Source organism: Cupriavidus sp. GW823-FHT07A04 (assembly GCF_058794615.1).
The window spans coordinates 72848-96886 of record NZ_JBXAHA010000028.1 but is presented as its reverse complement, the minus strand read 5'-3'; the positions used below and the strand labels follow the sequence as shown (position 1 = coordinate 96886).

Here is a 24039-nt window from a genome sequence, read left to right as displayed (position 1 = left end):
ACGCGTGGGGCCATGGCAGGCTAAAATGCGCAGTTATCCTGCCGTGAGCCTGCGCCCGGCAATGTCGCATTCGAATCACTCCGCCTCCAAGCCCGATCCCATGAGCAAACCCGCCCGCACCCTCACCTTCAAGTGCAAGAAGTGCACCAAGCCCGTCACGCTATTCCTGCAGAAAGTGTCCGCCTGCTCGCACATCACGCCGTACCAGGGCTTTTGCAAGTGCGGTGAAATGGTGCGCCACGCCACGGGCGACAAGGACGCCGTGGAGTCCTTCGTCAGCTCGGTCGACGGCAGCTGGGCCCACCATCACCACCATCACCATTGAGCACCCGTAGCACCCCCGCCCCCACCAGCGAGACCTGGCGCCCCGGCGTCAAGGATCCGCTGCGCTTCCTCGCCGCGTATCCCGACGGCGTGCTCGACCAGGTGCGCCAGATGGTGGCCGCCAATCGCCTGGGCGAACACCTGGCGAAGAAATATCCCGCGCGGCACACCGTGCAGACCGACCGCGCGCTGTACGACTTCACCGCCGAGCTGAAGCAGGAATTCCTGCGCACCGCGCCGCCAATCCATAAGGTCGCGTTCGACGCCAAGATCGACGTGGTCCATCGCGCCCTCGGGCTGCACACCGCCATCTCGCGCGTGCAAGGCGGCAAGCTCAAGGCCAAGAAGGAAATCCGCGTGGCGTCGCTGTTCAAGGAAGCACCGCCCGAGTTCCTGCGCATGATCGTGGTGCACGAGCTTGCGCACCTGAAGGAGAGCGATCACAACAAGGCGTTCTACCGCCTGTGCGAATACATGGAGCCGGCGTACCACCAGCTGGAGTTCGATACGCGCCTGTTTTTGGCGTGGCGCGAGCTGGAGGCTGCGCAGGGCTAAGCCCCTCTCCTCTCAATCCTCAATCAGCACCGGGGCTCACCACCACTGTCTTCCCATACGTCCCCGGTGCCGCCAGGCGATGCAGCACGCACACCTGCACGTTGCCAGCGAAAGCGGCCTGCCTGACGGCTGCCGCCGTATGCGCCAGCACAACTGCGGCCATGGCAGCCTGCTCTGGCTCCGGACGCGCGTTGGTCATCACGAGGTGCGTCACGACGAAGCCGGCTTCGGGGTCGTCACCTGTCAGCGCCACTTCCGCCACCAGCAAGCGGCTCTTGAGATCGGCCAGTTGCGCGTAACCGTGGCCGGCGAGCTCGCGGTGCACGCCGGCGAACACCTGCGCGAAATCGATCCTGTCGGCGAGTTGCCGTGTGGTTTCCGTAATCAGGTGCGGCATGATCAGTCCGGTTTCACCGAGGCGGAGGATACGGCGCGGGTCCAGCTCGTTTGCGCCTGCGACAGGAACTGGCGGAAGCCGGCAGGATCGAGCGGCCGGGCTTCCACGCCAAGCGCCAGCAGGCGTTCCTGCATCTGCTTGTCGGCAAGCACCGCATTCAGCTCGCGATTGAGCCGGTTGAGGATATCGCCCGGCAGCTTGCCCGGCGCCATGATTCCGTACCACGGCGCCGCATCGAAATCGCGTACGCCCTGCTCGCGCATGGTGGGCACGCCGGGCAGCAAGGCGGAGCGCCGCGCGCCGGTCTGTGCCAATGGCACCACCGTGCCGGCCTTGATATGCGGCATCAGCAGCACGGGGCTGTCGAACATCAGTGCAATCTGCCCGCCCAGCAAATCGTTGATGGCCGGGCCCGACCCCTTGTAGGGAGAGTGCAGCAGGCGCGCACCGGTCGCCTGCGAGAACATCGCCCCGATGATGTGCTGGGGCGTGCCGTTGCCCGCCGAGCCGTAGGCGATGGTGTCGGGCGCCGCGACGGACGCGCGCACCAGCGCGGGCACGGTATCGAAGCGCTGCCCGCGGGTGCCGGCCACCAGGATGAATGGCACCGCGCCGATCAGGCCTACGCCGGCCAGGTCCTTCGCCGGGTCGTAGGGCAGCGCCGGATATAGCGCCTTGCCGACCGAGACCGGCCCGACCGCGCCGAGCAACAAGGTATAGCCATCGGCCGGCGCCTTGCTGACATAGTCGCTGCCGATGGTGCCGCCCGCGCCGGGCCGGTTCTCCACCACCACGGATTGCTTCAGGCGGACCTGCAGTTCTTTCCCGATCAGGCGGGCGAGCGAGTCGGTGGTGGCGCCGGGCGCATACGGCACCACCAGGCGGATCGGGCGATCCGGATAGGCAGCGCTGGCGGCTGGCGCGAATGCCAGGCAGAGCGCTGCGGCCGCGAGCACGGGCGATAAAAAGGCGGGCAGCCGGCGGTTGCGCCAATTGGCACTGGAATGGCATGACATGGGGGTCTCCTGGTGTTTTCCATGTTGTGCGTGCATTCCAGCAGTTACGACATGCTCTGTAAAATGATGAATCGATTTTCAATTCATCACAGCAAATTATGAGATCAACGGCCACGCCCGAAGCCATGGACCTTCGCCTGGTTCGCAGCTTCATGGCCGTCGCCCGCCATGGCAGCGTGACCGCCGCGGCCGGTTCGCTGGGCCTGACGCAGCCGGCGTTGTCACAGCACCTGCGCATCTTCGCGCAGAGCCTGGGGGTGCCGCTGTTCGGGCGCGTGGGCCGCAAGCTGGAACTGACCGATGCGGGCAGGCAACTGGTGCTCGCGCTCGAACCCGTGCTCGATCAACTCGAACGGGTCATCGTATCTGCGGCCTCCCAGCACGGCGCGGTGGAAGGCACGCTGCGCATCGGCGCCACCCATACCTATCTTTCCGCGCTGGTGATGCCGGCCGTGCAAGCGCTGGTCGATGCGCATCCGGGGCTGGATATCCAGGTGTTTGAGTTTGCCGCCGCCGAGGTCGACCGTTCCCTGCTCGACGGACAGATCGACCTTGGCCTGGCGTTCGCGAAGGATGCGCCAAAACGCATCGAACAGGTGCCGCTGTTCTCGGAAACGCTTGCCTTGATCGCACCCGGACACAAGCTGCCGCGCGAGCAGGAAACCGTGACCCTGGCGCAACTGGGAACGCTGCCCCTGGCACTGCTGCCCGAGCGCTTCGCCATGCGCCGGCAGATCGACGCGGCCACGCAGGCCGCCGGCATCGTGCTGCGGCCCCGGCTGGAAGGCCCCAGCGTGGAAGCCTTGCTGCGCGCCGTGCTCGGCGGGCGCCTGTACACCATCGCCAGCCCGCTGGCACTGCATATCGCCGGCGCGCGGCGCAGCGGCAGCTTCGCCGGGCTAGCCTACGCACCGGTCGCGCATCCTGGCTTCCGCCGCACGGCCGCACTGCACCGGCGCCGCGGCCGGCCGGATAGCCCCGCCGCCACAGCCTTCATGGATACGCTGGGAAAGGTGATCCGGGACGCCGCCGGCAGCGGGTATCTCATACCTGGCTGACACGCCTGATGCCATCGCCCACCGTTTCGCGTCGCACGCCAATTAACAAACAGCATTTGAAATTGATAGATCCGAATAGATATTTATCAATCTTTGTTTGAATCATAAAGTCTGTACTCATGCAACCGCCGCAAGGCAAGGAAACCGAACATGAGTACAAACCACCCCATCAGACCGACGGCGCGCGCGCCGCGGAATCCGCGCCGCGACTTCCTGGGCAGCGCAGCTGTACTCACCGCCGCGCTGCCCCTGGCCGCGGCTACAGCCGGCGCCGCCACCACGCCACCCAGCCAGGCGCACCCGCAAGCCCGCACCGGCCGCACCCGGTTCTGGCCGGATGGCGCGCAACTCGTCATCTCCATCTCGATGCAGTTCGAAGCCGGCGCCCAGCCCGAGCGCGGCGCCAGCGGCCCCTTCCCTGCGCTCGACCCCAAGTATCCCGACTACCCGCTGCAGTCCTGGTACACCTACGGCGTGCGCGAAGGCATTCCACGTCTGCTGGACCTGTGGGACCGCACCGGTATCAAGGTGACCTCGCATATGGTGGGGCAGGCGGTCGAGCGCCATCCGGAACTGGCGCGTGAAATCGTCGCGCGCGGGCACGAAGCCTCGGGCCATGGCCAGACCTGGGAGCCGCAATACAGCATGAGTGCCGAAGCGGAACGCGCCAGTTACGTGCAGAGCATCGACACCATCCAGCGCGCCACCGGCACGCGCCCCCTCGGCTTCAACGCCTTCTGGATGCGCGGCTCGCCCAATACGCTGCCGATCCTGCAGTCGCTCGGTTTCCTCTATCACATCGACGACCTCAGCCGCGACGAGCCATCCGTGCTGCAGGTAGGCGGCAAGCCGTTCGCCGTGGTGCCCTACACCGTGCGCAACAACGACATCGTGCGCTTCGACTCGCCATCGACCACGGCCGAAGACCTGCTCGGCGAGCTGAAAGCGGAGTTCGATGTGCTCTACGCGGAAGGCGCCCACCGCCGCCGCATGATGTCCATCAGCACGCACGACCGCATCTCAGGTTCCCCGGCACGCGTGCGGGCGCTCGACGCATTTATCCGCTACGCCCAGGGCCATGCCGGCGTGACCTTCATGCGCAAGGACGACATCGCCCGCTTCGCGCTCGGCGCGAGCGGCGTGCCGGCGGCATAAGCCAGGGCAAAACCACGAACATACAGAACGAGTTACAAGCCGACATGAACAACGCAAGCCTCACGCCAGTACGCGCATTCGTCGCCGCCCTCGGCATCGCCCTGTTGCCGCTATCGCAAAGCGCCGCCGCTGCCGGCGACGAACTGGTCCACCCGCAGCACCTGGCCCAGGGCGCGGACCAGCCATCCGCCGCAGCCGCGCTTCTCGCCGCCCGCCGCTACGCCACCTTCTGGCACACCGGCGACGAACGCTACGCCACGCTCGCACTCGCCCCGGACTTCACCGACCGAACGCTGCCGCCCGACCGCGAGCAAGGCCTGCGCGGCCCGTTGCAGGCCTCCAGGGGATTCCGCGCCGCGGTACCGGATCTCAGCGCGGAAATGGAAGACGTAGTCATCGCCGGCGACCGGGTCGCGGTCCACCTGCGCTTTCGCGGCCACTTCACCGGGCAGTTCGGCGACAGCAAGGGCCAGGGCCAGCAGATCGACTTCCAGGCCTTCGACCTGTACCGGGTGGCAAACGGCAAGATCGTGGAGAACTGGCATCTGGAGGACAACCTGGGCCTGCTCAGGCAGATGGGGGTGAGCAAGTAGGTATTGGGCCGCAACATGCGCGGTGCGTGGCGGCACTACTTCGCCGCCGTCACCCGCCAAACCACATTGCCGACATCGTCGGCAACCAGCAGCGCCCCGCGCTTGTCGATGGCAACGCCCACCGGGCGGCCTTGCGCGTCGCCGTCCTGCGTCAGGAAACCGGTCAGCACGTCGAGCGGCTCGCCAGCCGGCTTGCCGTTGGCGAACGGCACGAAGATCACCTTGTAGCCGCTGCGCGGATTGCGGTTCCACGAGCCGTGCTGGCCGACGAACATGCCGTTGCGGAAGCGGGAAGGCAGCGCGTTGCCTTGCGCCGATGCCAGGCCGAGCGACGCGGTATGCGGGCCGACGGCGTAATCGGGCGCAATGGCCTTGGCCACCATCTCCGGCTGTTGCGGCTTCACGCGTGCGTCCACATGCTGGCCGTAGTAGCTGAAGGGCCAGCCGTAGAAGGCGCCGTCTTTGACCGAGGTGATGTAATCCGGCACGAGGTCGCTGCCGATCTCGTCGCGCTCGTTCACCGCAGTCCATAGCGCGCCACTGTCGGGCTCCCAGGCCATGCCGTTGGGATTGCGCAGGCCGCTGGCAAACACACGGTGCGCGCCGGTCTTGGGATCGACCTCCCAGATGGCGGCCCGCCCTTCTTCCTTGTCGAGGCCATTCTCGCCAACGTTGCTGTTGGAGCCGACGGTGACATAGAGCTTGCTGCCGTCCTTGCTGGCGATGATGTTCTTGGTCCAGTGGTGATTGATGGCGCCGGCCGGCAGGTCCACCACCTTCACGCCGGGCGCGGTGATCTCGGCCTGCCCCGGTTGATATGGGAAGCGCAGCACGGCATCCGTATCCGCCACGTAGAGATCATTTCCCACCAGCACCATGCCGAAGGGCGAATGCAAGTCCTTGAGAAATACGGAGCGCGCATCCGCGACGCCATCGCCATTGGTGTCGCGCAGCAGCGTGACGCGATTGGCGCTTGGCACGCCGGCGCCCGCGCGTTTCATCATCTGCGTCATGACCCAGCCCCGGATGCCCTTGCCGTCATCCGCCTTGGCCGGCGCATTGGTTTCAGCCACGAGCACGTCGCCATTGGGCAGTACGTAGAGCCAGCGCGGATGGTCCAGCTTGTCCGCGAAAGCCACGGCGACGAGGCCATCCGCTGCCATTGGCTTCGCGCCGTCGGCCCAGCCAATGGCAGGCGCAACGCGCACCGTCGGCAGCAAGGTCTTGATTGGCGCCGGCAAGGCCGGGTTGAAACCCGTACCGGCGGACACTGGCAAGGTTGCGGTGTCGCCGCATGCCGTGAGGCCGGCCGCCATCAGCAGGCAAAGTGACAGGACAGTTAGACGCTGCACAGGCATGATCGGCTCTCCGCGGTAACACGCTTGATCGCTTGATAATGGCGTCGCCGCGCCCCACTGCGTCCACTATAGGACGCGCGCCCGGCAACCGCTGTCAGCATACTGGAATCGCGCTGTAGGACAGAGGCGATGCGCAGCAGGGACAAGCCAGGAAGGGGGGAGGAAAGGCTTAAGGCGCGGAACCCCGCCCGGGAGGGACCGGCGCCGGCCTGTGGCCAGCGCCGTCTATTCGTCGTGGCCGCTCAGCTCAATCGCAAGCGTAGCGGAACGCGTCATCCAGGTTCAACGGGAGCACCAGTGTGCGAAGGTGCGCTGCCTGGGCCGAAGCGCACAGCGCGGCGCGCGTCGATGCTGTCTTGTACTTCGATGCGTACTCCACGTTGAATACCGCCTTGCCCTGCGCCGTGAACGGCTTGTAGCTCGCGCACTCGTTGTATTGGAAGCACTGCTCGTTCACCGCGAAATCGAAGTCAGTCGCCAGCTGCGAGACCTGGTCCACATCATTCTTCAAGCCCACGGCCAGGCCGCGCGCATGTGCCTGCGCCGCCAGGAAACGGTTGTAGTCCAGCTGCGTGGCCGCCGTCAGCGCAAAGCCCGGCCTATTGGTATAGCCATCCACGTTGTCCGGGTCCACGCCATCGCAGCCCTTGGACTTCGCCAGATCCATGCGCGCCTGCATGATCTGGCGCACGTTGGCCGAGCGCGTATCGAGCCAACGCTCGCCCGCCCATCCCGACAACGCCTTGCCCATATCCGCCGCGGCAAACTGTTTGAAATCCGGCCGCCAGTTCTCCGAGCTACCCGCCGAGAAATAGCAGACCACACGCTTGCCCTGCGCCTTCAGAGCATTGATGGTCGCCTGCGGCGTATCCACCAGGTCGATGTCGAAAACCTGCGCCGGGTAGCTCGTGTTGAGCGTACCCGTCAGCTGCAATTGCCATGTATCGGCTGCCGTCGGCATCCAGTGCGAGGCCGCCAGCGTTTGCGCCGACGGCGCCAGGGTCGCGGCCGACGCATTCACCGCCGACACGGACTTGACGGAAGCATCCGACTCCGCCGACGAGCCATCGCCTCCGCAGGCCGACAGACAGGCGAACGAGGCCACCCATGCCATACGTGCAAGTTTCCGATTCACGGATGTGTTCCTTTTGGTTTGCTGCGGTCGGGGTGATGAGCTTGGGGTGATGAGACTGGGAAAGCCAGAACTCTGTAAGGTTGTCGGCTGGCGTGGGTAGACCTTGAAGGGTTTCACGACAGGGGTAAGGTATTCGGGTTGGATGACGGGCGCAAGACGGGCGCAGGAACCGTTGCATTCGAGGCAGCGCGAAAGGTGTCCAGCCCAAAAAACAAAACGGGCTACGCAATTCGCGTAGCCCGTTCTTAAATTCTGGTGCCGGCTGCAGGACTCGAACCCGCCACCTGATGATTACAAATCAACTGCTCTACCTGATGAGCTAAGCCGGCATGTTTGGTGCAGACCGCGATTCTACTGCATGCGGCGCAAATTGACGATGCCTTCCTGTGCTTACTTCACGACCTTCAGCGAAGGTTTCTTGGCGCCAATGCGGGACACGGGCGGCGGCGTGGGTTCGTCGTCGCCGTTGTGGTCTTCGTTGGCTTCCGCGGTGACCAGCGGCTCGCTTTCGACCGAGGACAGCTTGGGTGGCGGGTTGTTCTCGCGCTCGGTTGCTGCCTGGGTCTCGGGCACGCTGCGTTCCACCGGAAAGGCCATGCCCTGGCCGTTTTCGCGCGCGTAGATGGCGAGCACATTCTCGATGGGCACGTCGATCTTGCGCGAGATGCCGCCAAAGCGGGCGCTGAAGCCGATCCACTCGTTGCCCATGTCCAGGCCGCTGGTGGCGTCGAAGCTGACGTTGAGCACGATTTCGTTGTTCTTGACGAACTCGCGCGGCACGCTGGTGTTGGCGTCGACGAAGACGGCGATGTACGGCGTGAAGCCGTTATCCGTGCACCACTCGTAGATGGCGCGGATCAGGTAGGGCTTGGTGGAGGTTTCAGGCATTGTGCTTCCAGTGGCGCAGTCCGGCGGTCCGACGCGAGCTTGCCGCGTCGGACCAAAGCCGGTTTAGCGGCGCATCACCTTTTCAGACGGGGTGAGCGCTTCGATGTAGGCCGGGCGGCTGAAGATGCGTTCGGCGTACTTGAGCAGCGGCGCAGCGTTCTTCGACAGTTCGATGCCGTAGTGGTCCAGGCGCCACAGCAGCGGGGCGATGGCAACGTCGAGCATCGAGAACTCTTCGCCAAGCATGTACTTGTTCTTGACGAAAATCGGCGCGAGCTGGGTCAGGCGGTCGCGGATGGCGGAGCGGGCGCGCTCGTGGTTCTTCTCGGCGGCCTTGCCCTTTTCATTTTCGAGGGCGTAGACGTGCGTGAAGAGTTCCTTTTCGAAGTTGAACAGGAACAGGCGAGCGCGGGCGCGCTGCACCGGGTCAGCCGGCATCAGCTGCGGGTGCGGGAAGCGCTCGTCGATGTACTCGTTGATGATGTTCGACTCGTACAGGATCAGGTCGCGCTCGACCAGGATGGGCACCTGGCCGTAGGGGTTCATCACCGAAATGTCTTCCGGCTTGTTGAACAGGTCGACGTCACGGATCTCGAAATCCATGCCCTTTTCGAACAGGACGAGGCGGCAACGTTGGGAGAACGGGCAGGTGGTGCCCGAATACAACACCATCATGGTTGGATTCCTTTGATGCGGGGTCGATTGACTGGATCGGTATTCTGGCAGAACCGATATAGAGAAAGCAAATTAGAGATTCATGAAGCACATCCAAGTGCATTCGATGCGCATTAAAGTCGGCATTGACGCACATTTATCTGGCATTGCGCCTGCAGCCTAGAAAGCAAAAGGGCTGGCGCGGGGTTGCTCTGCACAACACCCGCCCCAGCCCTCCTCCCCATCAGACCCGCGGGCCTTCCGGGGTTTTATCGCGCTTTACTTGATGTCTTTCCAGTACGAAGCGTTCAGGCGCCAGGCGAAGACGGTGAACACACCGAGGAACATCAGCACCCAGACGCCCAGGCGCTTGCGCTGGTTCTGCGCGGGTTCCGCCATCCAGTCCAGGAAGCCAACCAGGTCGCTCGTGGCCTGGTCGTACTCGAGCGTGCTCATCTTGCCCGGGGTGATCTGCTCGAAGCCGGCGAACTTGTGCACCTTCTCGCCGTGCTCTTCCACCTCGACGAACTTGGCGGCGCGCTGGCCTTGCAGCTCCCACAGCACGTGCGGCATGCCGACGCTCGGGAACACCAGGTTGTTCCAGCCCGTGGCGCGGTTGTCGTCACGGTAGAAGGTACGCAGGTAGGTGTACAGCCAGTCGTCGCCGCGGGCGCGGGCGATCACCGACAGGTCCGGCGGCGTGGCGCCAAAGAAAGCCTTGGCATCCTTCGGCGGCATGGCGATGGTCATCATGTCGCCCACCTTCTCGCCGGAGAACAGCAGGTTCTGGCGGATTTGGTCGTCGGTCAGGCCGATATCCTTGAGGCGGTTGTACCGCATCATGGATGCGCCGTGGCAGTTCAGGCAGTAGTTGACGAACAGCTTGGCGCCGCGCTGCAGCGAGGAAAGATCGCTCGTTTGCACGGGCGCCGGCTCGAGGGGGTAGCCCCCTTCGTTGGCCATGGCGGGCGCGGCGGCAAAGCAGGCGCCGGCCAGCGCGAGAATCGAAAGCAGCTTTTTCATCTTTTGTCCTTGTGCTCTTGTCGGGGTAAGTCCGGGCTCAGTGCGGGTGGAACGTGACACGTTCCGGCACTTGCTTGAACTGGCCGACTCGGCTCCACAGCGGCATGGTCAGGAAGAAGGCGAAGTACAGCAGGGTTCCCAGCTGCGACACCTTTTCACCCACCGGCGACGGAGGCTGTACGCCAAGGTAGCCCAGCACGATAAACACCACCACGAACACGACGAGAATGCTCTTGTGGAAGGACGGGCGATAGCGGATCGATTTCACCGGCGAGTGGTCCAGCCACGGCAGGAAGAACAGGATCACGACCGAGCCGCCCATCACCAGCACGCCCCAGAACTTGGCGTCGATGAAGTAGAAGCCCACGGCCAGGATCACGGCGATGGCAAGCGCGCCAACCTTGATGCGCGCGTCCTTGCTACGCAGGAACACCAGGCCAAGCAGCACCGCGAAGAACACCCACAGGATCGGCAGGAAGTTCGAGGTGGTGGCACGCAGCATCGAGTAGAACGGCGTGAAGTACCAGACCGGCGCGATGTGCGGCGGGGTCTTGAGCGGATCGGCCGGGACGAAGTTGTTCGACTCCAGGAAATAACCGCCCATCTCCGGGAAGAAGAAGATCACAGCGGAGAAGATCATCAGGAAGCCGCCCACGCCCATCAGGTCGTGCACCGAGTAGTACGGATGGAAGGGGATGCCGTCCAGCGGCACGCCGTTCTCGTCCTTCTTGGCCTTGATCTCGACGCCGTCCGGGTTGTTCGAGCCCACTTCGTGCAGCGCGATGATGTGCGCGACCACCAGGCCCAGCAGCACCAGCGGCACGGCGATGACGTGGAAGGAGAAGAAGCGGTTCAGGGTCGCGTCGCTCACGACGTAGTCGCCGCGGATGAACAGCGACAGGTCGCCGCCGATCACGGGGATGGCCGAGAACAGGTTCACGATCACCTGGGCGCCCCAGTACGACATCTGGCCCCAGGGCAACAGGTAGCCCATGAAGGCCTCTGCCATCAGGCACAGGAAGATCAGGCAGCCGAAGACCCAGACCAGCTCACGCGGCTTGCGGTACGAACCGTACAGCAGGCCACGGAACATATGCAGGTACACCACCACGAAGAAGGCCGAGGCGCCGGTGGAGTGCATGTAGCGCACCAGCCAGCCCCAGGGCACCTCGCGCATGATGTACTCCACGCTGGCGTAAGCCACGGGAATGCCGGCGGCGTTGAGCGTGCCGTCCGGCTTGTAGTTCATCACCAGGAAGATGCCGGTGACGATCTGGATGACTAGCACCAGCAGGGCGAGCGAGCCGAAGAAGTACCAGAAGTTGAAGTTCTTCGGTGCGTAGTACTTGGAAAGATGATCTTCCCAAAGTTGGGTTGCGGGGAAGCGTGCGTCGATCCAGCCAAGCAGGCCGGTCGTCTTTACTTGTTTTTCGGCCGCCATGGTCAAGCGTCTCCTTTTTCATCCTTGCCGATCACGATCTTGGTGTCGGACAGGAACTGGTACGGGGGTACGTCGAGGTTTTGCGGAGCCGGCTTGTTCTTGAACACGCGGCCAGCGAGGTCGAACGTCGAGCCGTGGCAGGGGCAGAGGAAACCGGGATCGGAGCCGAGCTGGGGATTGGAGCCGGAGCCAAAGGGGCCGGAGGGCGAGCAGCCCAGGTGGGAGCAGATGCCCACCACGACCAGCAGATCTTTGTGTTCTGCGCGGGAACGGGTTTCGTTCTTGCAGTACTCAGGCGTCTTCATGGTGAAGGGAACGTCCGAGTTGGGGTCGGCGACTTCGGCATCGGTTTTCTTCAGCGACGCGAGCATTTCCTCGGTGCGCTTCAGGATCCAGACTGGTTTGCCGCGCCATTCAACGGTCATCATCTCGCCCGATTTGAGGGCGCTGATGTCGGCTTCTACCGGGGCTCCGGCGGCCTTTGCCTTCTCTGACGGCGCAAACGTACTGACGAACGGAACCGCTACCGCCACGCCTCCGATGCCGCCAGCGACTGACGTCGCAATCAACCAATTGCGGCGACCCTTATCCACGTTCTTCACGTTTTGCTGGTCACTCATTCCAAACCCCAGGGGATGTCAAATTAGATTTTGCGTCAACCGTAAATTGTACCTTAGGCACATGTGGCATTGAAAGGCGCACGGTGATTGCGCGACGTACGATAATCGGCCACAAAAAGGGCGATGTGGCCTGTACGCTTGCGTTACAGGCGGTGATGGGGCAGGCTTTTATCCTGACGACCGTTCAACGAAAGCAACACTGGGAGAAAAGCATGGGGATGATGTCGGAGTTCAAGGCCTTCGCAATGCGGGGCAATGTGGTCGACCTGGCAGTCGGTGTGATTATCGGCGCCGCGTTTGGCAAGATTGTCGATTCCGTGGTGAATGACCTGATCATGCCGGTGGTGGGCCGCATTATTGGCAAACTCGACTTCTCTAACCTTTTCGTGGTGCTATCCGAGCCGCCGGCGGGCGTGCCGCACACGCTAGACGCCCTAAAGAAAGCCGGCGTTCCCGTATTTGCCTATGGGAATTTCCTGACTATTCTGGTCAATTTCATCATTCTGGCTTTCATCATCTTCATGATGGTGCGCGCCATCATGAAGATGCGTGCCGCCGAACCGGCGCCAGCACCGGCCGCCACGCCCGAGGACGTGGTGCTGCTGCGCGAGATCCGCGACAGCCTGAAGGCACGCCAGCCCTGAGGCAATGCCGGGCGCGGCCAGCCACCACACCCGCCTCGCGGCATCGGCCCGGAATCAAACCGGGTTGGGAATATCGATAAAGGTATGGCGCAGGCCGAATTGCTGCGCCAGGTGTTCGCCTAGCGACTGGATGCCATAGCGCTCGGTGGCGTGATGCCCCGCCGCCAGGTAGGCCACGCCGCTCTCGCGCGCCAGATGGGTGGTCTGCTCCGAGACCTCGCCGCTCAGGTAGGCATCCACGCCGGCTGCCACCGCCGCGTCGAAGTAGCCCTGGGCGCCGCCGGTGCACCAGCCCACGGTGCGGATCATCTGCCCAGGGTCGCCGATGGCAAGCGGCTCGCGGTTGAGCACGCCACCCACATGGGCGGCCAGCGCGGCGAGCGGCATGGATTGTGGCAAGGTGCCGGTCCAGCCAAGCTGGCCGTCGCCAAAGCGCCCGGTTGGGGTGAAGCCGAGCTGCAAGCCCAGCTGGGCGTTGTTGCCGAACTCGGGATGGTCGTCGAGCGGCAGGTGATAGGCCAGCAGGTTCACGTCGGCGCCCAGCAACCGCTTCAAGCGCGCGTGCTTCTGCCCGATCACGCGGGCATCTTCGTTTTTCCAGAAGTAGCCGTGATGGACCAGGATGGCATCGGCGCCGGCCTCGATGGCGGCTTCGACCAGGGCCAGGCTCGCGGTCACGCCGGTAGCGATGTGCTCTACCTCGGGGCGGCCTTGCACTTGCCATCCGTTCGGGCAATAGTCTTTGTATCGAGGTACTTGAAGCAGGTCGTTCAAGTACAATTCAAGATCTTTTGTTTTCATATCCTGCCCAAAATCCAATATGTTGCGCCGCTTTTGGCTGTTCTTTGCTCAGGCTGTCACCGTTGTGCTGGCAGTGTGGTTCGTCGTGGCCACGCTCAAACCCGAATGGCTGCAGCGCGGCCGGGTGGCCGTGCAATCCGGTTCGCCCATCGTTGCGCTGAAGGAAGTCGTCCCCAATGTGGCCGGCTCCTCCGCGCCGGGCTCCTACAGCGAGGCGGCCCAACAGGCGATGCCGGCGGTGGTCAACATCTTCACCAGCAAGAACGGTAATAAGCAAACGCCCAATCCGCAGGCAGAAGACCCCTGGTTCCGCTTCTTCTTTGGCGATCGCCTGCCGGAGCGCCAGGAGCCGGTCTCCAGCCTTGGCTCGGGCGTCATCGTCAGCGCGGAAGGCTACATTCTAACCAACCACCACGTGGTGGACGGCGCCGACGAAATCGAGGTCGCCCTGACCGATGGCCGCAAGGCCAACGCCAAGGTCGTGGGCTCGGACCCAGAAACCGACCTGGCCGTGCTCAAGATCACGCTCAAGGACCTGCCGGCGATCACGCTGGGGCGTATCGAGAACGTCAAGGTAGGCGACGTGGTGCTGGCCATCGGCAACCCCTTCGGCGTCGGCCAGACCGTCACCATGGGCATTGTCTCGGCGCTGGGCCGCAGCCACCTGGGCATCAATACCTTCGAGAACTTCATCCAGACCGACGCAGCGATCAACCCGGGCAACTCCGGCGGCGCGCTGGTCGACGCGCAGGGCAACCTGCTGGGCGTCAACACGGCTATCTATTCGCGCTCCGGCGGCTCGCTGGGTATCGGCTTCGCCATTCCGGTGTCCACGGCCAAGCAAGTGATGGAGTCGATCATCTCCACCGGCTCAGTGACACGCGGATGGATCGGCGTGGAGCCGCAGGACATGACGCCGGAGATCGCGGAGTCCTTTGGGCTCGAAGCCAAGGAGGGCGCACTGATCGCGGCCGTGGTCCAGGGCGGGCCGGCTGACAAGGCCGGCGTGAAGCCGGGCGACGTGCTGGTCTCGGTGGATGGACTGAGCATTACCGACACCACCGCCCTGCTCAACGCCATCGCCCAGCTCAAGCCAGGCGCCGAGGCCAAGATGAAGGTCGTGCGTCGTGGCAAGCCAACCGAACTGACGGTGATGATCGGCAAGCGGCCACCGCCGCCGCGCCGGGCGCTGCCACTGGATGAGGAAGAGTAAGCCGGCAGCGGGTCCAGCTTTCAGATCATACCCTGCCATCGCCGCAAGCCGCTCCATCCAACCCCGCCCATTGTGGCGGGGTTTTTGTTTTAGGGCCGGACGGTGACGCGTATCGAGCCGGGTGAACGAACCTGGCGTTGCGCTACGAACGCCCGGAAAGGACGTCCTGCCACTGCGACTGCGAAGTCGCCGGGCATGTGGGAGAACGCCCAGAGGGCGCGACACCACGAGCCGGGAAGGCTGTGACATTGGCGAATCTGAACACTCCAGGCCTCGCCGTGCGCGGGGATGCGGGGGAATTTACGGGAGGTTCGATGCGCACCGCTCAGGTGACATCGAGGCAGTGCGCGGTGACTACCCAGCGCCGGGTGTGATCCGAGATCCCGCATTGCACGCCGCCTCGATACTGCGGCACAAAACAAAATGCCGGCATCCTTGCGGATGCCGGCATTTTGCATTCAAGCCAATCTAAAGCGAGCTTACGCCCGCGTTAAATTAGAACTTGTGGCGGATACCAACGGTAGCGCCGAACTGGTTCGCGCCTTGCTGCACGTTGGTCGTGGTGGAGGTGTTGAAACCGTCCACGCCCAGCGACGAGCCGTTCTTGTTCTTCACGTACGACAGCGAGGTGTACAGGTCGGTACGCTTCGACAGAGCGTAGTCAGCCGTAGCGACGAATTGCCACGGATCTGCGCTGGTTTGACGGAAGTCTTGATAGTACACAGCGCCGGTCAGCGAGAACGCCGGGGTCAGCTGATAGCCCAGACCAGCCCAGTACACGTTCGAGCCCGTGTTGAGCAGAGGGGTCGCACCGTTGTTGATGGTTGCGCCCGTCAGGCCAGCACCGTTGGCAGCCTTAGCATAACGGTAACCAGCGTACACCTTGGCCGGGCCGAAGGCGTAGGTACCAGCAACGCTGGCGCGGCGGATCAGAGCCGCGTTTGCAGCGCCAACGCCAGTGCTGTTCGTCTGGTCATAGAAAGCGCCGACCGAGAACGGGCCTGCTGCGTAGCTTGCGCTCACGCTGTATTCGCGGCCGCTGCGGAACTGACCAGCAACTTCTTGGCCGTTGTTGGTGAAGCTGTACAGACCAGCGACGGTCAGGCCACCGAACGTGCCAACGTACTTGGCCGCGTTGTCGGCGCGCGTAGCGAATTCAGCAGCGGTCGAGGTGATCGAGTAGCGGGTCGAAATCGCCATCGGATCATAGATCAGACCGAAGTCATACATCAGGGTCTGTTGACGGCCCAGGGTCAGGGTGCCGTACTGGTTCTGCAGGCCAACATAGGCACCGCGATTGAACAGACGGTTGCTGTCAGATTGACCGCCGGTGTCGGTGTTGAAGCCGCTTTCCAGGACGAAAATGCCCTTCAGGCCACCGCCCAGATCTTCAACGCCACGCAGGCCCCAACGCGAACCCGATTGGTTGCCCGAGGTCATGCGGTACAGCTTGTCGCCGGCATCATTTGCCTTGTTGTTGAACGACAGACCAGCGTCAACCACGCCGTACAGGGTCACGCTCGATTGGGCATACGCACCACCAGCGGCCAGGGCAGCTACAGCGGCTGCAAACAGTTTCATCTTCATATCGACACTTTCCTTGTCAACTGATTGGGAAATCTTGGCTTGCCCAAGTGCTTGGGCGACGCATTTACCTTCACGTCTGTTGCGTATTATGGGTCAGCGCCCCCGGCCGCTAGAAGGCTTTTTCATCGTTAACCATGGTTACGGACACATTTTGTTGTGATGTCGCAACAGCATGGACGATGTTTTTCACCATTTTGGTGCAAAAGTTACGGCACCAAGCCTTGTTCTCGCCATTCTGCCCGGCCGTCAATCTGGCTGGGCTTCGCTGGCTGCAGCGTCGGTCGCAACGGGCTTTGTGGTGAATCGCGCCATGATCAGCCCCAGTTCATAGAGCGCAATCAAAGGCACCGCCAGCAACAGCTGGGACAGTACATCGGGCGGCGTCACCACGGCGGCAATCACGAAGGCGCCGACGATCACATAGGGGCGAATCTGCTTGAGCTTCTCCAGTTCGACCACACCGAAACGCACTAGCACGATCACGACCACCGGCACCTCGAAGGTAATGCCAAAGGCCAGGAACATGGTCATGGCGAAGCTGAGGTATTTGTCGATGTCGGTCGACATCTCGGCCCCCAGCGGCGCGTTGTAGTGCGCCATGAAATGGAACACCGTGGGAAACACGAGGAAATAGGCAAACGCCACGCCGCAGATAAACAGGATGTAGCTGCTGCTCACCAGCGGCACGATCAATCGCTTCTCATGCTGGTACAAGCCGGGCGCGACGAACTGCCATATCTGGTAGAGCACCCAGGGCAGCGCTATCAGGAAGGCGACCAGCAGCGTCACCTTCATCGGCACAAAAAAGGAGCCGGTGACGTCGGTGACGATCATCCTGCCGCCCTTGGGCAGCGACTCCATCAACGGCCTGGCAAACAGGTTGTAAATGTTCGGCGCCCAGTAGACCAGGCTGACGAACACCAGGATCACGCCTGACGCGGCCTTGACGATACGCGAGCGCAACTCCACCAGGTGAGAGATGAAGGTTTCCTGCGGACCATCGTCTTGCGGGTCTTGGGGATCTTGGGAACGAGAGTCGCTCATGGCGTGGACCGCTCAGCCGGGATGGCTGGCATCGAGGAATCGGTGGCGATACAACGGCACGGCGCGCAAGTCGGAACGCACGACAGCGGTGGCCGGCCGGTTACCGGCGTGTGGACAAGCCCCTTCATGCTCACTCGAAGAAAGAGCGAGCGGGACCGGTGGCGGGACGGTGGCGCTTGACGCGCGCGGCGCCGGACTGCGCCCACACGCGTACATTGTGCTGGCGCTTGTACCACAGGGGCTGCGCGCCTTGCTTGACGCGCCAGCTCTTGCGGCCGTTGTGGGGCTTGTGCGCCGTGTCCCAGGAAGGCACATAGCCACTGGCCGGGCTTGCCCCTGCCTGCGTGCTTGAGTCAGTGCCGGTCAGTGCATCGTTCAGGGCCTGGCCGTGCTCGTGCACTTCCTTGTGGATGGTGCGCTCGACATCGCGCGCGGCATCCTCGAACTCCGTGCGCATCTTGCGCAGTTCGTCGAGCTCGACCTCGCGGCTGACTTCTGCCTTCACATCATTGATATAGCGCTGCGCGCGGCCGACCAGTGCGCCGACCGTGCGCGCCACCTTCGGCAGCCGCTCGGGACCGATCACCACCAGCGCCACGGCGCCGATCAGTGCAAGCTTGGAAATGCCGAGATCGATCATGCGAGGTTCGGGAGGATGAGGCCGTAACAATGGCCGCCCCGGCCAGCGCGCAGATCGTCACGCAGGCAAGCGTGGCGAAGCGAACGTGGCCGGCAAGGCATTGCTGCCAGGAGGAGAGACATCGGGCGTGCTGACAAGGGTGGGATCGCGCTTACTGCTGGCGCGACTTTTCCTTGGCTTCGACGTCGATGGTGGTGGTGTCACGCAGTTCCTTGGCCGGCGCGTCCGGCGCGTCAGCGGGGTTCCCGTTGGCATCCTTCATGCCGTCCTTGAAGCCCTTCACGGCGCCACCGAGATCCTGGCCGATATTGCGCAGCTTCTTGGTGCCAAAGACCAGCATGACGATCACCAGCACGATGAGCCAGTGCCAAATGCTAAACGAACCCATTTTCTGCTCCTGATGAAGCCTGGGGCGGCGCCTTGCCACCCCGGCTTGTTGTTCCGTCACTGAAGGCCATGCCGGGCGACGGTTGCCGGCACGGCATCTGACCGAAGGCCACGCGGCCCGCGGTCCTGCATGGGCTGGCTGCCAGGCTGGCTTGAGGCCAGCTTTTAAGGCAGCGGCACCTTCCACTGGTTGCGCGGGCCGCCAAGCACGTGCAGATGGAGGTGGTACACCTCCTGTCCGCCATCCGGGCCGGTATTGATCACCGTCCGGAAACCATTGCCACAGCCTGCCGCGCGCGCCATCTCCGGCACTTTCAACATCATTTTAGCAAGCACCGCGCCTTCGCCGGGTCCGCAATCGGCCAGCGAATCGACATGCACCTTGGGAATGAGCAGGAAGTGTACCGGGGCTTTCGGGTGGATATCATGGAAAGCCAGCATTTCGTCATCTTCATACACCTTGCGCGACGGTAGCTGGCCGGCCACGATCCTGCAGAAGAGGCAATTGTGCGGTGAATTCATGAAAATTTCATTGCGCGCAGCAAATCAGGCTGCGATTTCGCCGGGAACCCGCCGGGATCCCGTCAGAAGCATCAGAAACGCTGATCCGGGTACATCGGCTTGCTGTCATTCAGGTAGAGCCAGCCCTTGACGATACGATACAACATCCACAGGGACAGCACGCCCCATGCCGCAAAGGCCAGCGGTATCAGGAACACCGTGGCAAACAGCACGCCGCCCAGAATGGCCCACGCCACCGACCACCAGAAGGAGCGGATCTGCCAGGCAAAGTGGGAGGCGTAGAGGGTGCCCCGGGTGTCGTCGCGCTTGACGTACCCGACCACGATGGCGATCAGCGCGGTGATGCCGCCGGTCAGCCAGAAAATGGCGTACAGGGCATAAAGAATGTGCGTCAGCTTGCGCAGGCTAGCGAGCCGGTCGTTGTCAGCGGTGATCACATCCCCCATCGTCGTTGCTCCTCAAAGCGGCTCGTAGTTGCGGGTTGCCGGCGGGCCGGCGTGGCTATTCAACTGCCGTCGGCCTTGCGCTGGGCTTTTTCCTCAAGGCCGGACAGGCCTTCGCGGCGAGCCAGCTCGTTAACCACGTCGGCCGGCTTCAGGCCGAAACGGGCGAGCAGCACCATGCTGTGGAACCAGAGATCGGCCACCTCGTACACCACCTTGCCGACCGCCTCCGGACCCAGGCCGGCAGCGCGCGCATCCTTGGCGGCCATCACGGTCTCGGTGGCTTCCTCGCCGATCTTCTTCAGGATGGCGTCGTCACCCTTGTGGAACAGGCGTGCCACGTAAGACTTGTCAGGGTCTCCGCCGTTCTCCGGCTTGCGCGACTCCAGCACGGTGGCCAGGCGGGCCAGCACGTCCGCGCTGCTCAAATGTTGTTCGCTCATGGCTTGGCCGCGTAGATAGTGGACGGATCCTTGAGCACAGGCTCGACGGTCTGCCAGTCACCGCTCTCGGCGTCGCCCTCGAACTTCTGGAAAAAGCAGGAGTGGCGCCCGGTGTGGCAAGCGATGCCGTCGTTCTGGGTGACCTTGAGCAGGACCACGTCTTCATCGCAATCCAGGCGCATCTCGTGCACCTTCTGTACGTGGCCGGATTCCTCGCCCTTGTGCCACAGGCGCTTGCGCGAGCGCGACCAGAACACGGCCTCGCCGATCTCCGCGGTGCGCTGCAGCGCTTCGCGGTTCATGAACGCGAACATCAGCACGTCGTTCGAGCCGACTTCCTGGACAATCACCGGCACCAGGCCGTTGTCGTCCCACTTAACCTTGTTGAGCCACTTCTTTGCCATGTCGGTTCGCCGTGTTCAGATTCGCACCGGAATGCCCTCGCGGGCCATGAATGCCTTTGCTTCGCCAACGGTGTGCTCGCCGTAGTGGAAGATGCTGGCGGCCAGCACCGCGTCGGCGTGCCCCAGCTTGATGCCGTCGGCCAGGTCCTTCAGGCCGCCCACGCCACCCGAGGCGATGACCGGCACGGACACCGCGTCGCTGACAGCCCGCGTGAGTTCAAGGTCGAACCCGCTCTTGGTGCCGTCGCGGTCCATGCTGGTGAGCAGCAGCTCGCCGGCGCCGCGCGCGGCCATCTCGCGCGCCCAGGCCACGGCGTCCAGGCCGGTGGCCTTGCGCCCGCCGTGGGTGAAGACTTCCCAGCGCGCCGGCTCGCCGGGCGCGGAGCTGCGCTTGGCGTCGATCGCGACCACGATGCACTGCGACCCGTAGCGCGCGGTGGCGTCCGACACCAGCTGCGGGTTGGCGATGGCCGAGGAGTTGACGCTGATCTTGTCAGCGCCGGCATTGAGCAGGCGCCGCACGTCTTCCACGGCCCGCACGCCGCCACCTACCGTCAGCGGGATGAAGACCTGGGAGGCCACCGCCTCGATGATGTGCAGGATCAGGTCGCGGCCGTCGCTGGTCGCGGTGATATCAAGAAAAGTGATTTCATCGGCACCCTGCTCGTCGTAACGGCGGGCGATCTCGACCGGGTCGCCCGCGTCGCGCAATTCGACGAAGTTGACACCCTTGACCACCCGCCCGTTGGTCACGTCGAGGCAGGGGATGATACGTTTGGCTAGCATGAGATTCCTTGCCCGCCACGGCGCTGCGCGCATGCGTGGCGCCGGTGGCTGCAATTGTCGCGCGCGAGGCGCGTTGTCTTACTGCTCGGCGCCGAGCTTGTCGGCAAGCGCCTGGGCTTCGGCGAAATTGAGGTCGCCCGAATAGATCGCGCGGCCGCAGATGACGCCTTCGACACCATCCTTTTGCACGCTGCACAGGCGTTCGATATCGGCCAGGTTGGACAGCCCGCCGCTGGCGATCACCGGAATCGTCGCCGACTGCGCCAGCTTGACGGTGGCATCGATATTGATGCCCTGCAACATGCCGTCGCGGCCGATGTCGGTGTAGATGATGGCTTCCACGCCGTAGTCCTCGTACTTGCGCGCGAGGTCGGCGACTTCGTGGCCGGTCAGCTTGCTCCAGCCGTCGGTGGCAACCTTGCCTTCGCGGGCGTCCAGGCCGACGATGATATGGCCGCCGAACGCCGTGCAGGCATCCTTGAGGAACCCGGGATTCTTGACCGCGGCCGTGCCGATGATCACGTACGACAGGCCGCCGTCGAGCCAGCGCTCGATGGTGTTCAGGTCGCGGATGCCGCCGCCGAGCTGGATCGGGATCTCATCGCCCACCTCGGCGATGATGGCCTTGATGGCAGCTTCATTGCGGGGCTTGCCCACGAACGCACCATTGAGGTCGACCAGGTGCAGGCGCCGTGCGCCCTGCTCCACCCAGTGACGTGCCATGGCGGCGGGATCTTCGGAAAAGACGGTGGCCTGGTCCATGTCGCCTTGTTTAAGGCGTACACATTGACCGTCCTTCAGGTCGATGGCCGGAATGAGCAACATAAGTGTGACGAGCGTGATTGAGTGAAAGAGAAAATTGAGCTAGCCACCGTGGCCGGCCAACTCGGTCCCGAAAAAGCCGCTATCGAGGTTCAGGGATTCCAATGCACGAAGTTCCGGTACAGCTGCAAGCCCATGGCGGCGCTCTTTTCCGGGTGGAACTGCGTGGCAAAAATATTATCGCGCGCTACCGCGCTCGTAAATAAGACACCGTAGTCGGTTTCGCCGGCAATATGCGCCGGATCCTGCGCATGCACGTAGTAACTATGCACGAAATAGAACCAGCTTTCATCGGGGATGCCAGCCCACAGCGGATGGGAGCGTGCCTGCCGCACCCGGTTCCAGCCCATCTGCGGCACCTTGTAGCGTGAGCCGTCCGGCTGGGTCATGCCTTCCAGCTCGAAGCGGATCACCTCGCCGGGCAACAGCCCCAGGCAAGGCGTGCTGCCGTCCTGCGTCCTACTTTCCTTGCTGAAGTCGAACAGCATCTGTTCGCCAACGCACACGCCCAGCATCGGCTTGCTGGCGGCGGCCTCGATCACCGCCTGCTGCAAGCCGGACGCGCCCAGCGCGCCCATGCAGTCTGGCATCGCCCCCTGGCCGGGCAGCACCACGCGGTCCGCCGCGCGGATCGCCTCGGGCTGGTCCACCACCTGTACGTCCGCCTCGGGCGCCGCCGCACGCAGGGCCTGCGCCACCGAGCGCAGGTTGCCCATGCCGTAATCCACAATTGCTATGGTAGTCATGATTTCAAAACAGGCAACAATGTCTTAAGCCCGTCCACAATGAATTCCACGGCCAGCGCCGATAGGATCAGTCCCATCAGGCGCGTACCGATATTGATGCCAGTGCGGCCGATCACGCGCGCGATCGGGTCCGCGGCGCGGAATACTATATATACCACTGCGCCCAGCGCGATCCCGATTCCGACCAGAATCAGCAACTGGTACCAGTGCTGGGTCTTGCCGGCATAGACGATCACCGTGCTGATCGAGCCGGGCCCGGTCAGCAAGGGCAGCGCCAGCGGCACCACCGCGATGCTGGCCTTGGCTTCCGCCTCGTCCTCTTCCTCGGGCGTCGCCTTGGTGCGGCTGGTCTGGGCGTTCAGCATGTTCATCGCCATCATGATCATGATGAGGCCACCGCCCACCTGGAGCGAAGCCACCGAGATATTGAAGAACTCAATGATCTGCTGGCCCAGCAAGGCGGAAATACCCACTACCGTCGCCACCGAGATCGACGCAATCTTGATGGTATGCCGCTTTTCTTCCTCGGTCTGCTGGGTGGTCAGGCTGATGAAGAACGGAATGGCCCCGATCGGGTTGATCAGCGCCAGCAGCGAGATGAACGACTTAAGCGTATCCATCGGGTTGGGCTAATGTCGCGCTAATGCCGCGTTGGTGCCGCATCGGCACCACATTGATCGGAAATTTGCCGCCGGCGGCGCAGAATGCGCCGCCATGCGAGGCTGGTGGACGCCGCTAAGGCTCAGCCGACGAGGGTGCCTTTGGTCGACGGAATCGTGTTGCCAGCGCGCGGATCCATTTCCACCGCCATGCGCAGCGCGCGGCCGAAGGCCTTGAACACGGTTTCGCATTGATGATGGGCATTGATGCCGCGCAGGTTGTCGATATGCAGCGTCACCGCGGCATGATTGACGAACCCGCGGAAGAACTCAATGGTCAGGTCCACATCGAAGCTGCCCACCCGCGCGCGGGTAAACGGCACATGGAACTCCAGGCCCGGGCGGCCGGAGAAGTCGATCACGACGCGCGACAGGCATTCGTCCAGCGGCACATAGCTGTGGCCGTAGCGGGTGATGCCCTTCTTGTCGCCAATGGCCTTGGCAACGGCCTGGCCGAGCGCGATGCCGACGTCTTCCACCGTGTGGTGGTCATCGATATGGGTGTCGCCGCTGGCTTCGACCTCCAGGTCGAACATGCCATGGCGCGCGATCTGGTCCAGCATGTGGTCGAGGAACGGCACGCCCGACGCCAGTTTCTGGCGGCCGGTGCCATCGAGATTCAGCGAAACGCGAATTTGCGTTTCCGAAGTATTGCGGGTGACCTCTGCAACACGCATGGTG

The 24039-nt window shown here is 63.4% G+C and carries 30 protein-coding genes and 1 tRNA gene; 7 read left to right on the top strand and 24 right to left on the bottom strand.

Going from position 1 to position 24039, the window contains the following annotated elements:
• The first annotated feature begins 100 nt into the window (after positions 1-100).
• Entirely contained in the window at positions 101-325 is a 225-nt protein-coding gene (locus tag AC1Q7Q_RS36075; RefSeq protein ID WP_043350086.1) for a hypothetical protein, read from the top strand.
• A gap of 59 nt (positions 326-384) precedes the next feature.
• Entirely contained in the window at positions 385-879 is a 495-nt protein-coding gene (locus AC1Q7Q_RS36070; protein WP_150985760.1) for a M48 metallopeptidase family protein, read from the top strand.
• A 19-nt stretch (positions 880-898) separates the two neighbouring features.
• Here the strand turns inward: AC1Q7Q_RS36070 and AC1Q7Q_RS36065 are convergent, their stop codons facing one another.
• Together AC1Q7Q_RS36065 and AC1Q7Q_RS36060 are read right to left on the bottom strand one after the other, a co-directional pair.
• The gene (locus AC1Q7Q_RS36065) at positions 899-1276 is read right to left on the bottom strand and encodes a hypothetical protein (RefSeq protein WP_492373479.1); all 378 of its coding nucleotides are present in this window, start codon (positions 1274-1276) and stop codon (positions 899-901) included.
• 2 nt (positions 1277-1278) lie between these two features.
• Entirely contained in the window at positions 1279-2292 is a 1014-nt protein-coding gene (locus AC1Q7Q_RS36060; protein ID WP_492373478.1) for a tripartite tricarboxylate transporter substrate binding protein, read from the bottom strand.
• 98 nt (positions 2293-2390) lie between these two features.
• Between AC1Q7Q_RS36060 and AC1Q7Q_RS36055 the strand changes: the two genes are divergently transcribed.
• The 3 genes from AC1Q7Q_RS36055 (at position 2391) to AC1Q7Q_RS36045 (ending at position 5098) form a co-directional block, all read left to right on the top strand.
• Positions 2391-3350, top strand: coding sequence for a LysR substrate-binding domain-containing protein (locus tag AC1Q7Q_RS36055; RefSeq protein ID WP_492373477.1), 960 nt, complete (start codon positions 2391-2393; stop codon positions 3348-3350).
• 150 nt (positions 3351-3500) lie between these two features.
• Entirely contained in the window at positions 3501-4505 is a 1005-nt protein-coding gene (locus AC1Q7Q_RS36050; protein WP_492373476.1) for a polysaccharide deacetylase family protein, read from the top strand.
• A gap of 44 nt (positions 4506-4549) precedes the next feature.
• A complete protein-coding gene (locus AC1Q7Q_RS36045) occupies positions 4550-5098 on the top strand; it encodes an ester cyclase (RefSeq protein WP_492373475.1) in 549 nt (182 codons plus the stop codon).
• A gap of 35 nt (positions 5099-5133) precedes the next feature.
• On the opposite strand, the gene AC1Q7Q_RS36040 is transcribed toward AC1Q7Q_RS36045, so the two are convergent.
• The 8 genes from AC1Q7Q_RS36040 to petA form a co-directional block, all read right to left on the bottom strand.
• Positions 5134-6456, bottom strand: coding sequence for a PQQ-dependent sugar dehydrogenase (locus AC1Q7Q_RS36040; protein WP_492373474.1), 1323 nt, complete (start codon positions 6454-6456; stop codon positions 5134-5136).
• Positions 6457-6703: 247 nt separating this feature from the next.
• Positions 6704-7570 carry an endo alpha-1,4 polygalactosaminidase gene (locus AC1Q7Q_RS36035; RefSeq protein ID WP_492373473.1) on the bottom strand — a complete coding sequence of 289 codons (867 nt, stop codon included), beginning with the start codon at positions 7568-7570 and terminating at the stop codon, positions 6704-6706.
• A gap of 274 nt (positions 7571-7844) precedes the next feature.
• Positions 7845-7920, bottom strand: a tRNA-Thr gene (locus tag AC1Q7Q_RS36030).
• Positions 7921-7981: 61 nt separating this feature from the next.
• Positions 7982-8479, bottom strand: a complete 498-nt coding sequence (locus tag AC1Q7Q_RS36025) for a ClpXP protease specificity-enhancing factor (RefSeq protein ID WP_150985693.1) — start codon at positions 8477-8479, stop codon at positions 7982-7984.
• 63 nt (positions 8480-8542) lie between these two features.
• Complete coding sequence (locus tag AC1Q7Q_RS36020) at positions 8543-9154, bottom strand: glutathione S-transferase N-terminal domain-containing protein (RefSeq protein WP_006159674.1); 612 nt, start codon at positions 9152-9154, stop codon at positions 8543-8545.
• Positions 9155-9412: 258 nt separating this feature from the next.
• Complete coding sequence (locus AC1Q7Q_RS36015; RefSeq protein WP_492373472.1) at positions 9413-10156, bottom strand: cytochrome c1; 744 nt, start codon at positions 10154-10156, stop codon at positions 9413-9415.
• 37 nt (positions 10157-10193) lie between these two features.
• Positions 10194-11597: a cytochrome b gene (locus tag AC1Q7Q_RS36010; protein WP_441637817.1), complete on the bottom strand. Its 1404-nt coding sequence runs from the start codon at positions 11595-11597 to the stop codon at positions 10194-10196.
• Between the two features lie 2 nt (positions 11598-11599).
• Positions 11600-12217 (bottom strand): ubiquinol-cytochrome c reductase iron-sulfur subunit, encoded by a 618-nt coding sequence (gene petA / locus AC1Q7Q_RS36005; protein ID WP_267604528.1) that lies wholly within the window; start codon positions 12215-12217, stop codon positions 11600-11602.
• A 212-nt stretch (positions 12218-12429) separates the two neighbouring features.
• Here petA and mscL point away from each other — a divergent pair, with 212 nt between their 5' ends.
• Positions 12430-12861 carry a large conductance mechanosensitive channel protein MscL gene (gene mscL, locus AC1Q7Q_RS36000; protein ID WP_441637936.1) on the top strand — a complete coding sequence of 144 codons (432 nt, stop codon included), beginning with the start codon at positions 12430-12432 and terminating at the stop codon, positions 12859-12861.
• Between the two features lie 54 nt (positions 12862-12915).
• Here the strand turns inward: mscL and AC1Q7Q_RS35995 are convergent, their stop codons facing one another.
• Positions 12916-13662 carry a Nif3-like dinuclear metal center hexameric protein gene (locus AC1Q7Q_RS35995; protein WP_492373471.1) on the bottom strand — a complete coding sequence of 249 codons (747 nt, stop codon included), beginning with the start codon at positions 13660-13662 and terminating at the stop codon, positions 12916-12918.
• A 19-nt stretch (positions 13663-13681) separates the two neighbouring features.
• Here AC1Q7Q_RS35995 and AC1Q7Q_RS35990 point away from each other — a divergent pair, with 19 nt between their 5' ends.
• Complete coding sequence (locus AC1Q7Q_RS35990) at positions 13682-14875, top strand: Do family serine endopeptidase (protein ID WP_492373470.1); 1194 nt, start codon at positions 13682-13684, stop codon at positions 14873-14875.
• A 495-nt stretch (positions 14876-15370) separates the two neighbouring features.
• On the opposite strand, the gene AC1Q7Q_RS35985 is transcribed toward AC1Q7Q_RS35990, so the two are convergent.
• The 13 genes from AC1Q7Q_RS35985 to hisB all read right to left on the bottom strand — a co-directional run bounded on the left by AC1Q7Q_RS35985 (position 15371) and on the right by hisB (position 24035).
• Entirely contained in the window at positions 15371-16462 is a 1092-nt protein-coding gene (locus AC1Q7Q_RS35985) for a porin (protein WP_492373469.1), read from the bottom strand.
• A 246-nt stretch (positions 16463-16708) separates the two neighbouring features.
• A complete protein-coding gene (gene tatC, locus AC1Q7Q_RS35980; RefSeq protein WP_492373468.1) occupies positions 16709-17506 on the bottom strand; it encodes a twin-arginine translocase subunit TatC in 798 nt (265 codons plus the stop codon).
• Between the two features lie 130 nt (positions 17507-17636).
• A complete protein-coding gene (gene tatB / locus AC1Q7Q_RS35975) occupies positions 17637-18146 on the bottom strand; it encodes a Sec-independent protein translocase protein TatB (RefSeq protein WP_253931150.1) in 510 nt (169 codons plus the stop codon).
• 151 nt (positions 18147-18297) lie between these two features.
• Positions 18298-18534, bottom strand: coding sequence for a Sec-independent protein translocase subunit TatA (gene tatA, locus AC1Q7Q_RS35970; protein WP_043350196.1), 237 nt, complete (start codon positions 18532-18534; stop codon positions 18298-18300).
• Between the two features lie 164 nt (positions 18535-18698).
• Positions 18699-19055 (bottom strand): histidine triad nucleotide-binding protein, encoded by a 357-nt coding sequence (locus AC1Q7Q_RS35965; RefSeq protein ID WP_492373467.1) that lies wholly within the window; start codon positions 19053-19055, stop codon positions 18699-18701.
• 71 nt (positions 19056-19126) lie between these two features.
• Positions 19127-19501 (bottom strand): DUF4870 family protein, encoded by a 375-nt coding sequence (locus AC1Q7Q_RS35960; RefSeq protein ID WP_174424912.1) that lies wholly within the window; start codon positions 19499-19501, stop codon positions 19127-19129.
• 59 nt (positions 19502-19560) lie between these two features.
• Positions 19561-19941, bottom strand: a complete 381-nt coding sequence (locus tag AC1Q7Q_RS35955) for a phosphoribosyl-ATP diphosphatase (protein WP_492373466.1) — start codon at positions 19939-19941, stop codon at positions 19561-19563.
• Positions 19938-20345 (bottom strand): phosphoribosyl-AMP cyclohydrolase, encoded by a 408-nt coding sequence (gene hisI, locus AC1Q7Q_RS35950; RefSeq protein WP_043350207.1) that lies wholly within the window; start codon positions 20343-20345, stop codon positions 19938-19940. Before hisI ends, AC1Q7Q_RS35955 begins: the two co-directional genes overlap by 4 nt.
• 15 nt (positions 20346-20360) lie before the next feature.
• Positions 20361-21131, bottom strand: coding sequence for an imidazole glycerol phosphate synthase subunit HisF (gene hisF / locus AC1Q7Q_RS35945; RefSeq protein ID WP_174424913.1), 771 nt, complete (start codon positions 21129-21131; stop codon positions 20361-20363).
• A 78-nt stretch (positions 21132-21209) separates the two neighbouring features.
• Positions 21210-21956, bottom strand: a complete 747-nt coding sequence (gene hisA, locus AC1Q7Q_RS35940; RefSeq protein ID WP_006159658.1) for a 1-(5-phosphoribosyl)-5-[(5-phosphoribosylamino)methylideneamino]imidazole-4-carboxamide isomerase — start codon at positions 21954-21956, stop codon at positions 21210-21212.
• An 89-nt stretch (positions 21957-22045) separates the two neighbouring features.
• Positions 22046-22699, bottom strand: coding sequence for an imidazole glycerol phosphate synthase subunit HisH (hisH, locus tag AC1Q7Q_RS35935; RefSeq protein ID WP_492373465.1), 654 nt, complete (start codon positions 22697-22699; stop codon positions 22046-22048).
• Entirely contained in the window at positions 22696-23319 is a 624-nt protein-coding gene (locus tag AC1Q7Q_RS35930; RefSeq protein ID WP_043350221.1) for a YchE family NAAT transporter, read from the bottom strand. Before AC1Q7Q_RS35930 ends, hisH begins: the two co-directional genes overlap by 4 nt.
• A 122-nt stretch (positions 23320-23441) precedes the next feature.
• The gene (gene hisB / locus AC1Q7Q_RS35925; RefSeq protein WP_006159655.1) at positions 23442-24035 is read right to left on the bottom strand and encodes an imidazoleglycerol-phosphate dehydratase HisB; all 594 of its coding nucleotides are present in this window, start codon (positions 24033-24035) and stop codon (positions 23442-23444) included.
• Positions 24036-24039 lie beyond the last annotated feature (4 nt).

Coding starts and splice junctions, on each gene's coding strand:
- AC1Q7Q_RS36065 (WP_492373479.1), bottom strand. CDS start 1,276: ATGCCGCACCTGATTACGGAAACCACACGGCAACTCGCCGACAGGATC.
- AC1Q7Q_RS36050 (WP_492373476.1), top strand. CDS start 3,501: ATGAGTACAAACCACCCCATCAGACCGACGGCGCGCGCGCCGCGGAAT.
- mscL (WP_441637936.1), top strand. CDS start 12,430: ATGGGGATGATGTCGGAGTTCAAGGCCTTCGCAATGCGGGGCAATGTG.
- AC1Q7Q_RS36010 (WP_441637817.1), bottom strand. CDS start 11,597: ATGGCGGCCGAAAAACAAGTAAAGACGACCGGCCTGCTTGGCTGGATC.
- AC1Q7Q_RS36045 (WP_492373475.1), top strand. CDS start 4,550: ATGAACAACGCAAGCCTCACGCCAGTACGCGCATTCGTCGCCGCCCTC.
- AC1Q7Q_RS36025 (WP_150985693.1), bottom strand. CDS start 8,479: ATGCCTGAAACCTCCACCAAGCCCTACCTGATCCGCGCCATCTACGAG.
- AC1Q7Q_RS35930 (WP_043350221.1), bottom strand. CDS start 23,319: ATGGATACGCTTAAGTCGTTCATCTCGCTGCTGGCGCTGATCAACCCG.
- AC1Q7Q_RS36020 (WP_006159674.1), bottom strand. CDS start 9,154: ATGATGGTGTTGTATTCGGGCACCACCTGCCCGTTCTCCCAACGTTGC.
- hisB (WP_006159655.1), bottom strand. CDS start 24,035: ATGCGTGTTGCAGAGGTCACCCGCAATACTTCGGAAACGCAAATTCGC.
- AC1Q7Q_RS35965 (WP_492373467.1), bottom strand. CDS start 19,055: ATGAATTCACCGCACAATTGCCTCTTCTGCAGGATCGTGGCCGGCCAG.
- AC1Q7Q_RS36075 (WP_043350086.1), top strand. CDS start 101: ATGAGCAAACCCGCCCGCACCCTCACCTTCAAGTGCAAGAAGTGCACC.
- AC1Q7Q_RS35995 (WP_492373471.1), bottom strand. CDS start 13,662: ATGAAAACAAAAGATCTTGAATTGTACTTGAACGACCTGCTTCAAGTA.
- tatA (WP_043350196.1), bottom strand. CDS start 18,534: ATGGGTTCGTTTAGCATTTGGCACTGGCTCATCGTGCTGGTGATCGTC.
- AC1Q7Q_RS36035 (WP_492373473.1), bottom strand. CDS start 7,570: ATGGCATGGGTGGCCTCGTTCGCCTGTCTGTCGGCCTGCGGAGGCGAT.
- AC1Q7Q_RS35985 (WP_492373469.1), bottom strand. CDS start 16,462: ATGAAGATGAAACTGTTTGCAGCCGCTGTAGCTGCCCTGGCCGCTGGT.
- hisA (WP_006159658.1), bottom strand. CDS start 21,956: ATGTTGCTCATTCCGGCCATCGACCTGAAGGACGGTCAATGTGTACGC.
- AC1Q7Q_RS36055 (WP_492373477.1), top strand. CDS start 2,391: ATGAGATCAACGGCCACGCCCGAAGCCATGGACCTTCGCCTGGTTCGC.
- hisI (WP_043350207.1), bottom strand. CDS start 20,345: ATGGCAAAGAAGTGGCTCAACAAGGTTAAGTGGGACGACAACGGCCTG.
- petA (WP_267604528.1), bottom strand. CDS start 12,217: ATGAGTGACCAGCAAAACGTGAAGAACGTGGATAAGGGTCGCCGCAAT.
- AC1Q7Q_RS36060 (WP_492373478.1), bottom strand. CDS start 2,292: ATGTCATGCCATTCCAGTGCCAATTGGCGCAACCGCCGGCTGCCCGCC.
- AC1Q7Q_RS36015 (WP_492373472.1), bottom strand. CDS start 10,156: ATGAAAAAGCTGCTTTCGATTCTCGCGCTGGCCGGCGCCTGCTTTGCC.
- AC1Q7Q_RS35990 (WP_492373470.1), top strand. CDS start 13,682: ATGTTGCGCCGCTTTTGGCTGTTCTTTGCTCAGGCTGTCACCGTTGTG.
- hisF (WP_174424913.1), bottom strand. CDS start 21,131: ATGCTAGCCAAACGTATCATCCCCTGCCTCGACGTGACCAACGGGCGG.
- tatB (WP_253931150.1), bottom strand. CDS start 18,146: ATGATCGATCTCGGCATTTCCAAGCTTGCACTGATCGGCGCCGTGGCG.
- AC1Q7Q_RS36040 (WP_492373474.1), bottom strand. CDS start 6,456: ATGCCTGTGCAGCGTCTAACTGTCCTGTCACTTTGCCTGCTGATGGCG.
- tatC (WP_492373468.1), bottom strand. CDS start 17,506: ATGAGCGACTCTCGTTCCCAAGATCCCCAAGACCCGCAAGACGATGGT.
- AC1Q7Q_RS35960 (WP_174424912.1), bottom strand. CDS start 19,501: ATGGGGGATGTGATCACCGCTGACAACGACCGGCTCGCTAGCCTGCGC.
- hisH (WP_492373465.1), bottom strand. CDS start 22,699: ATGACTACCATAGCAATTGTGGATTACGGCATGGGCAACCTGCGCTCG.
- AC1Q7Q_RS35955 (WP_492373466.1), bottom strand. CDS start 19,941: ATGAGCGAACAACATTTGAGCAGCGCGGACGTGCTGGCCCGCCTGGCC.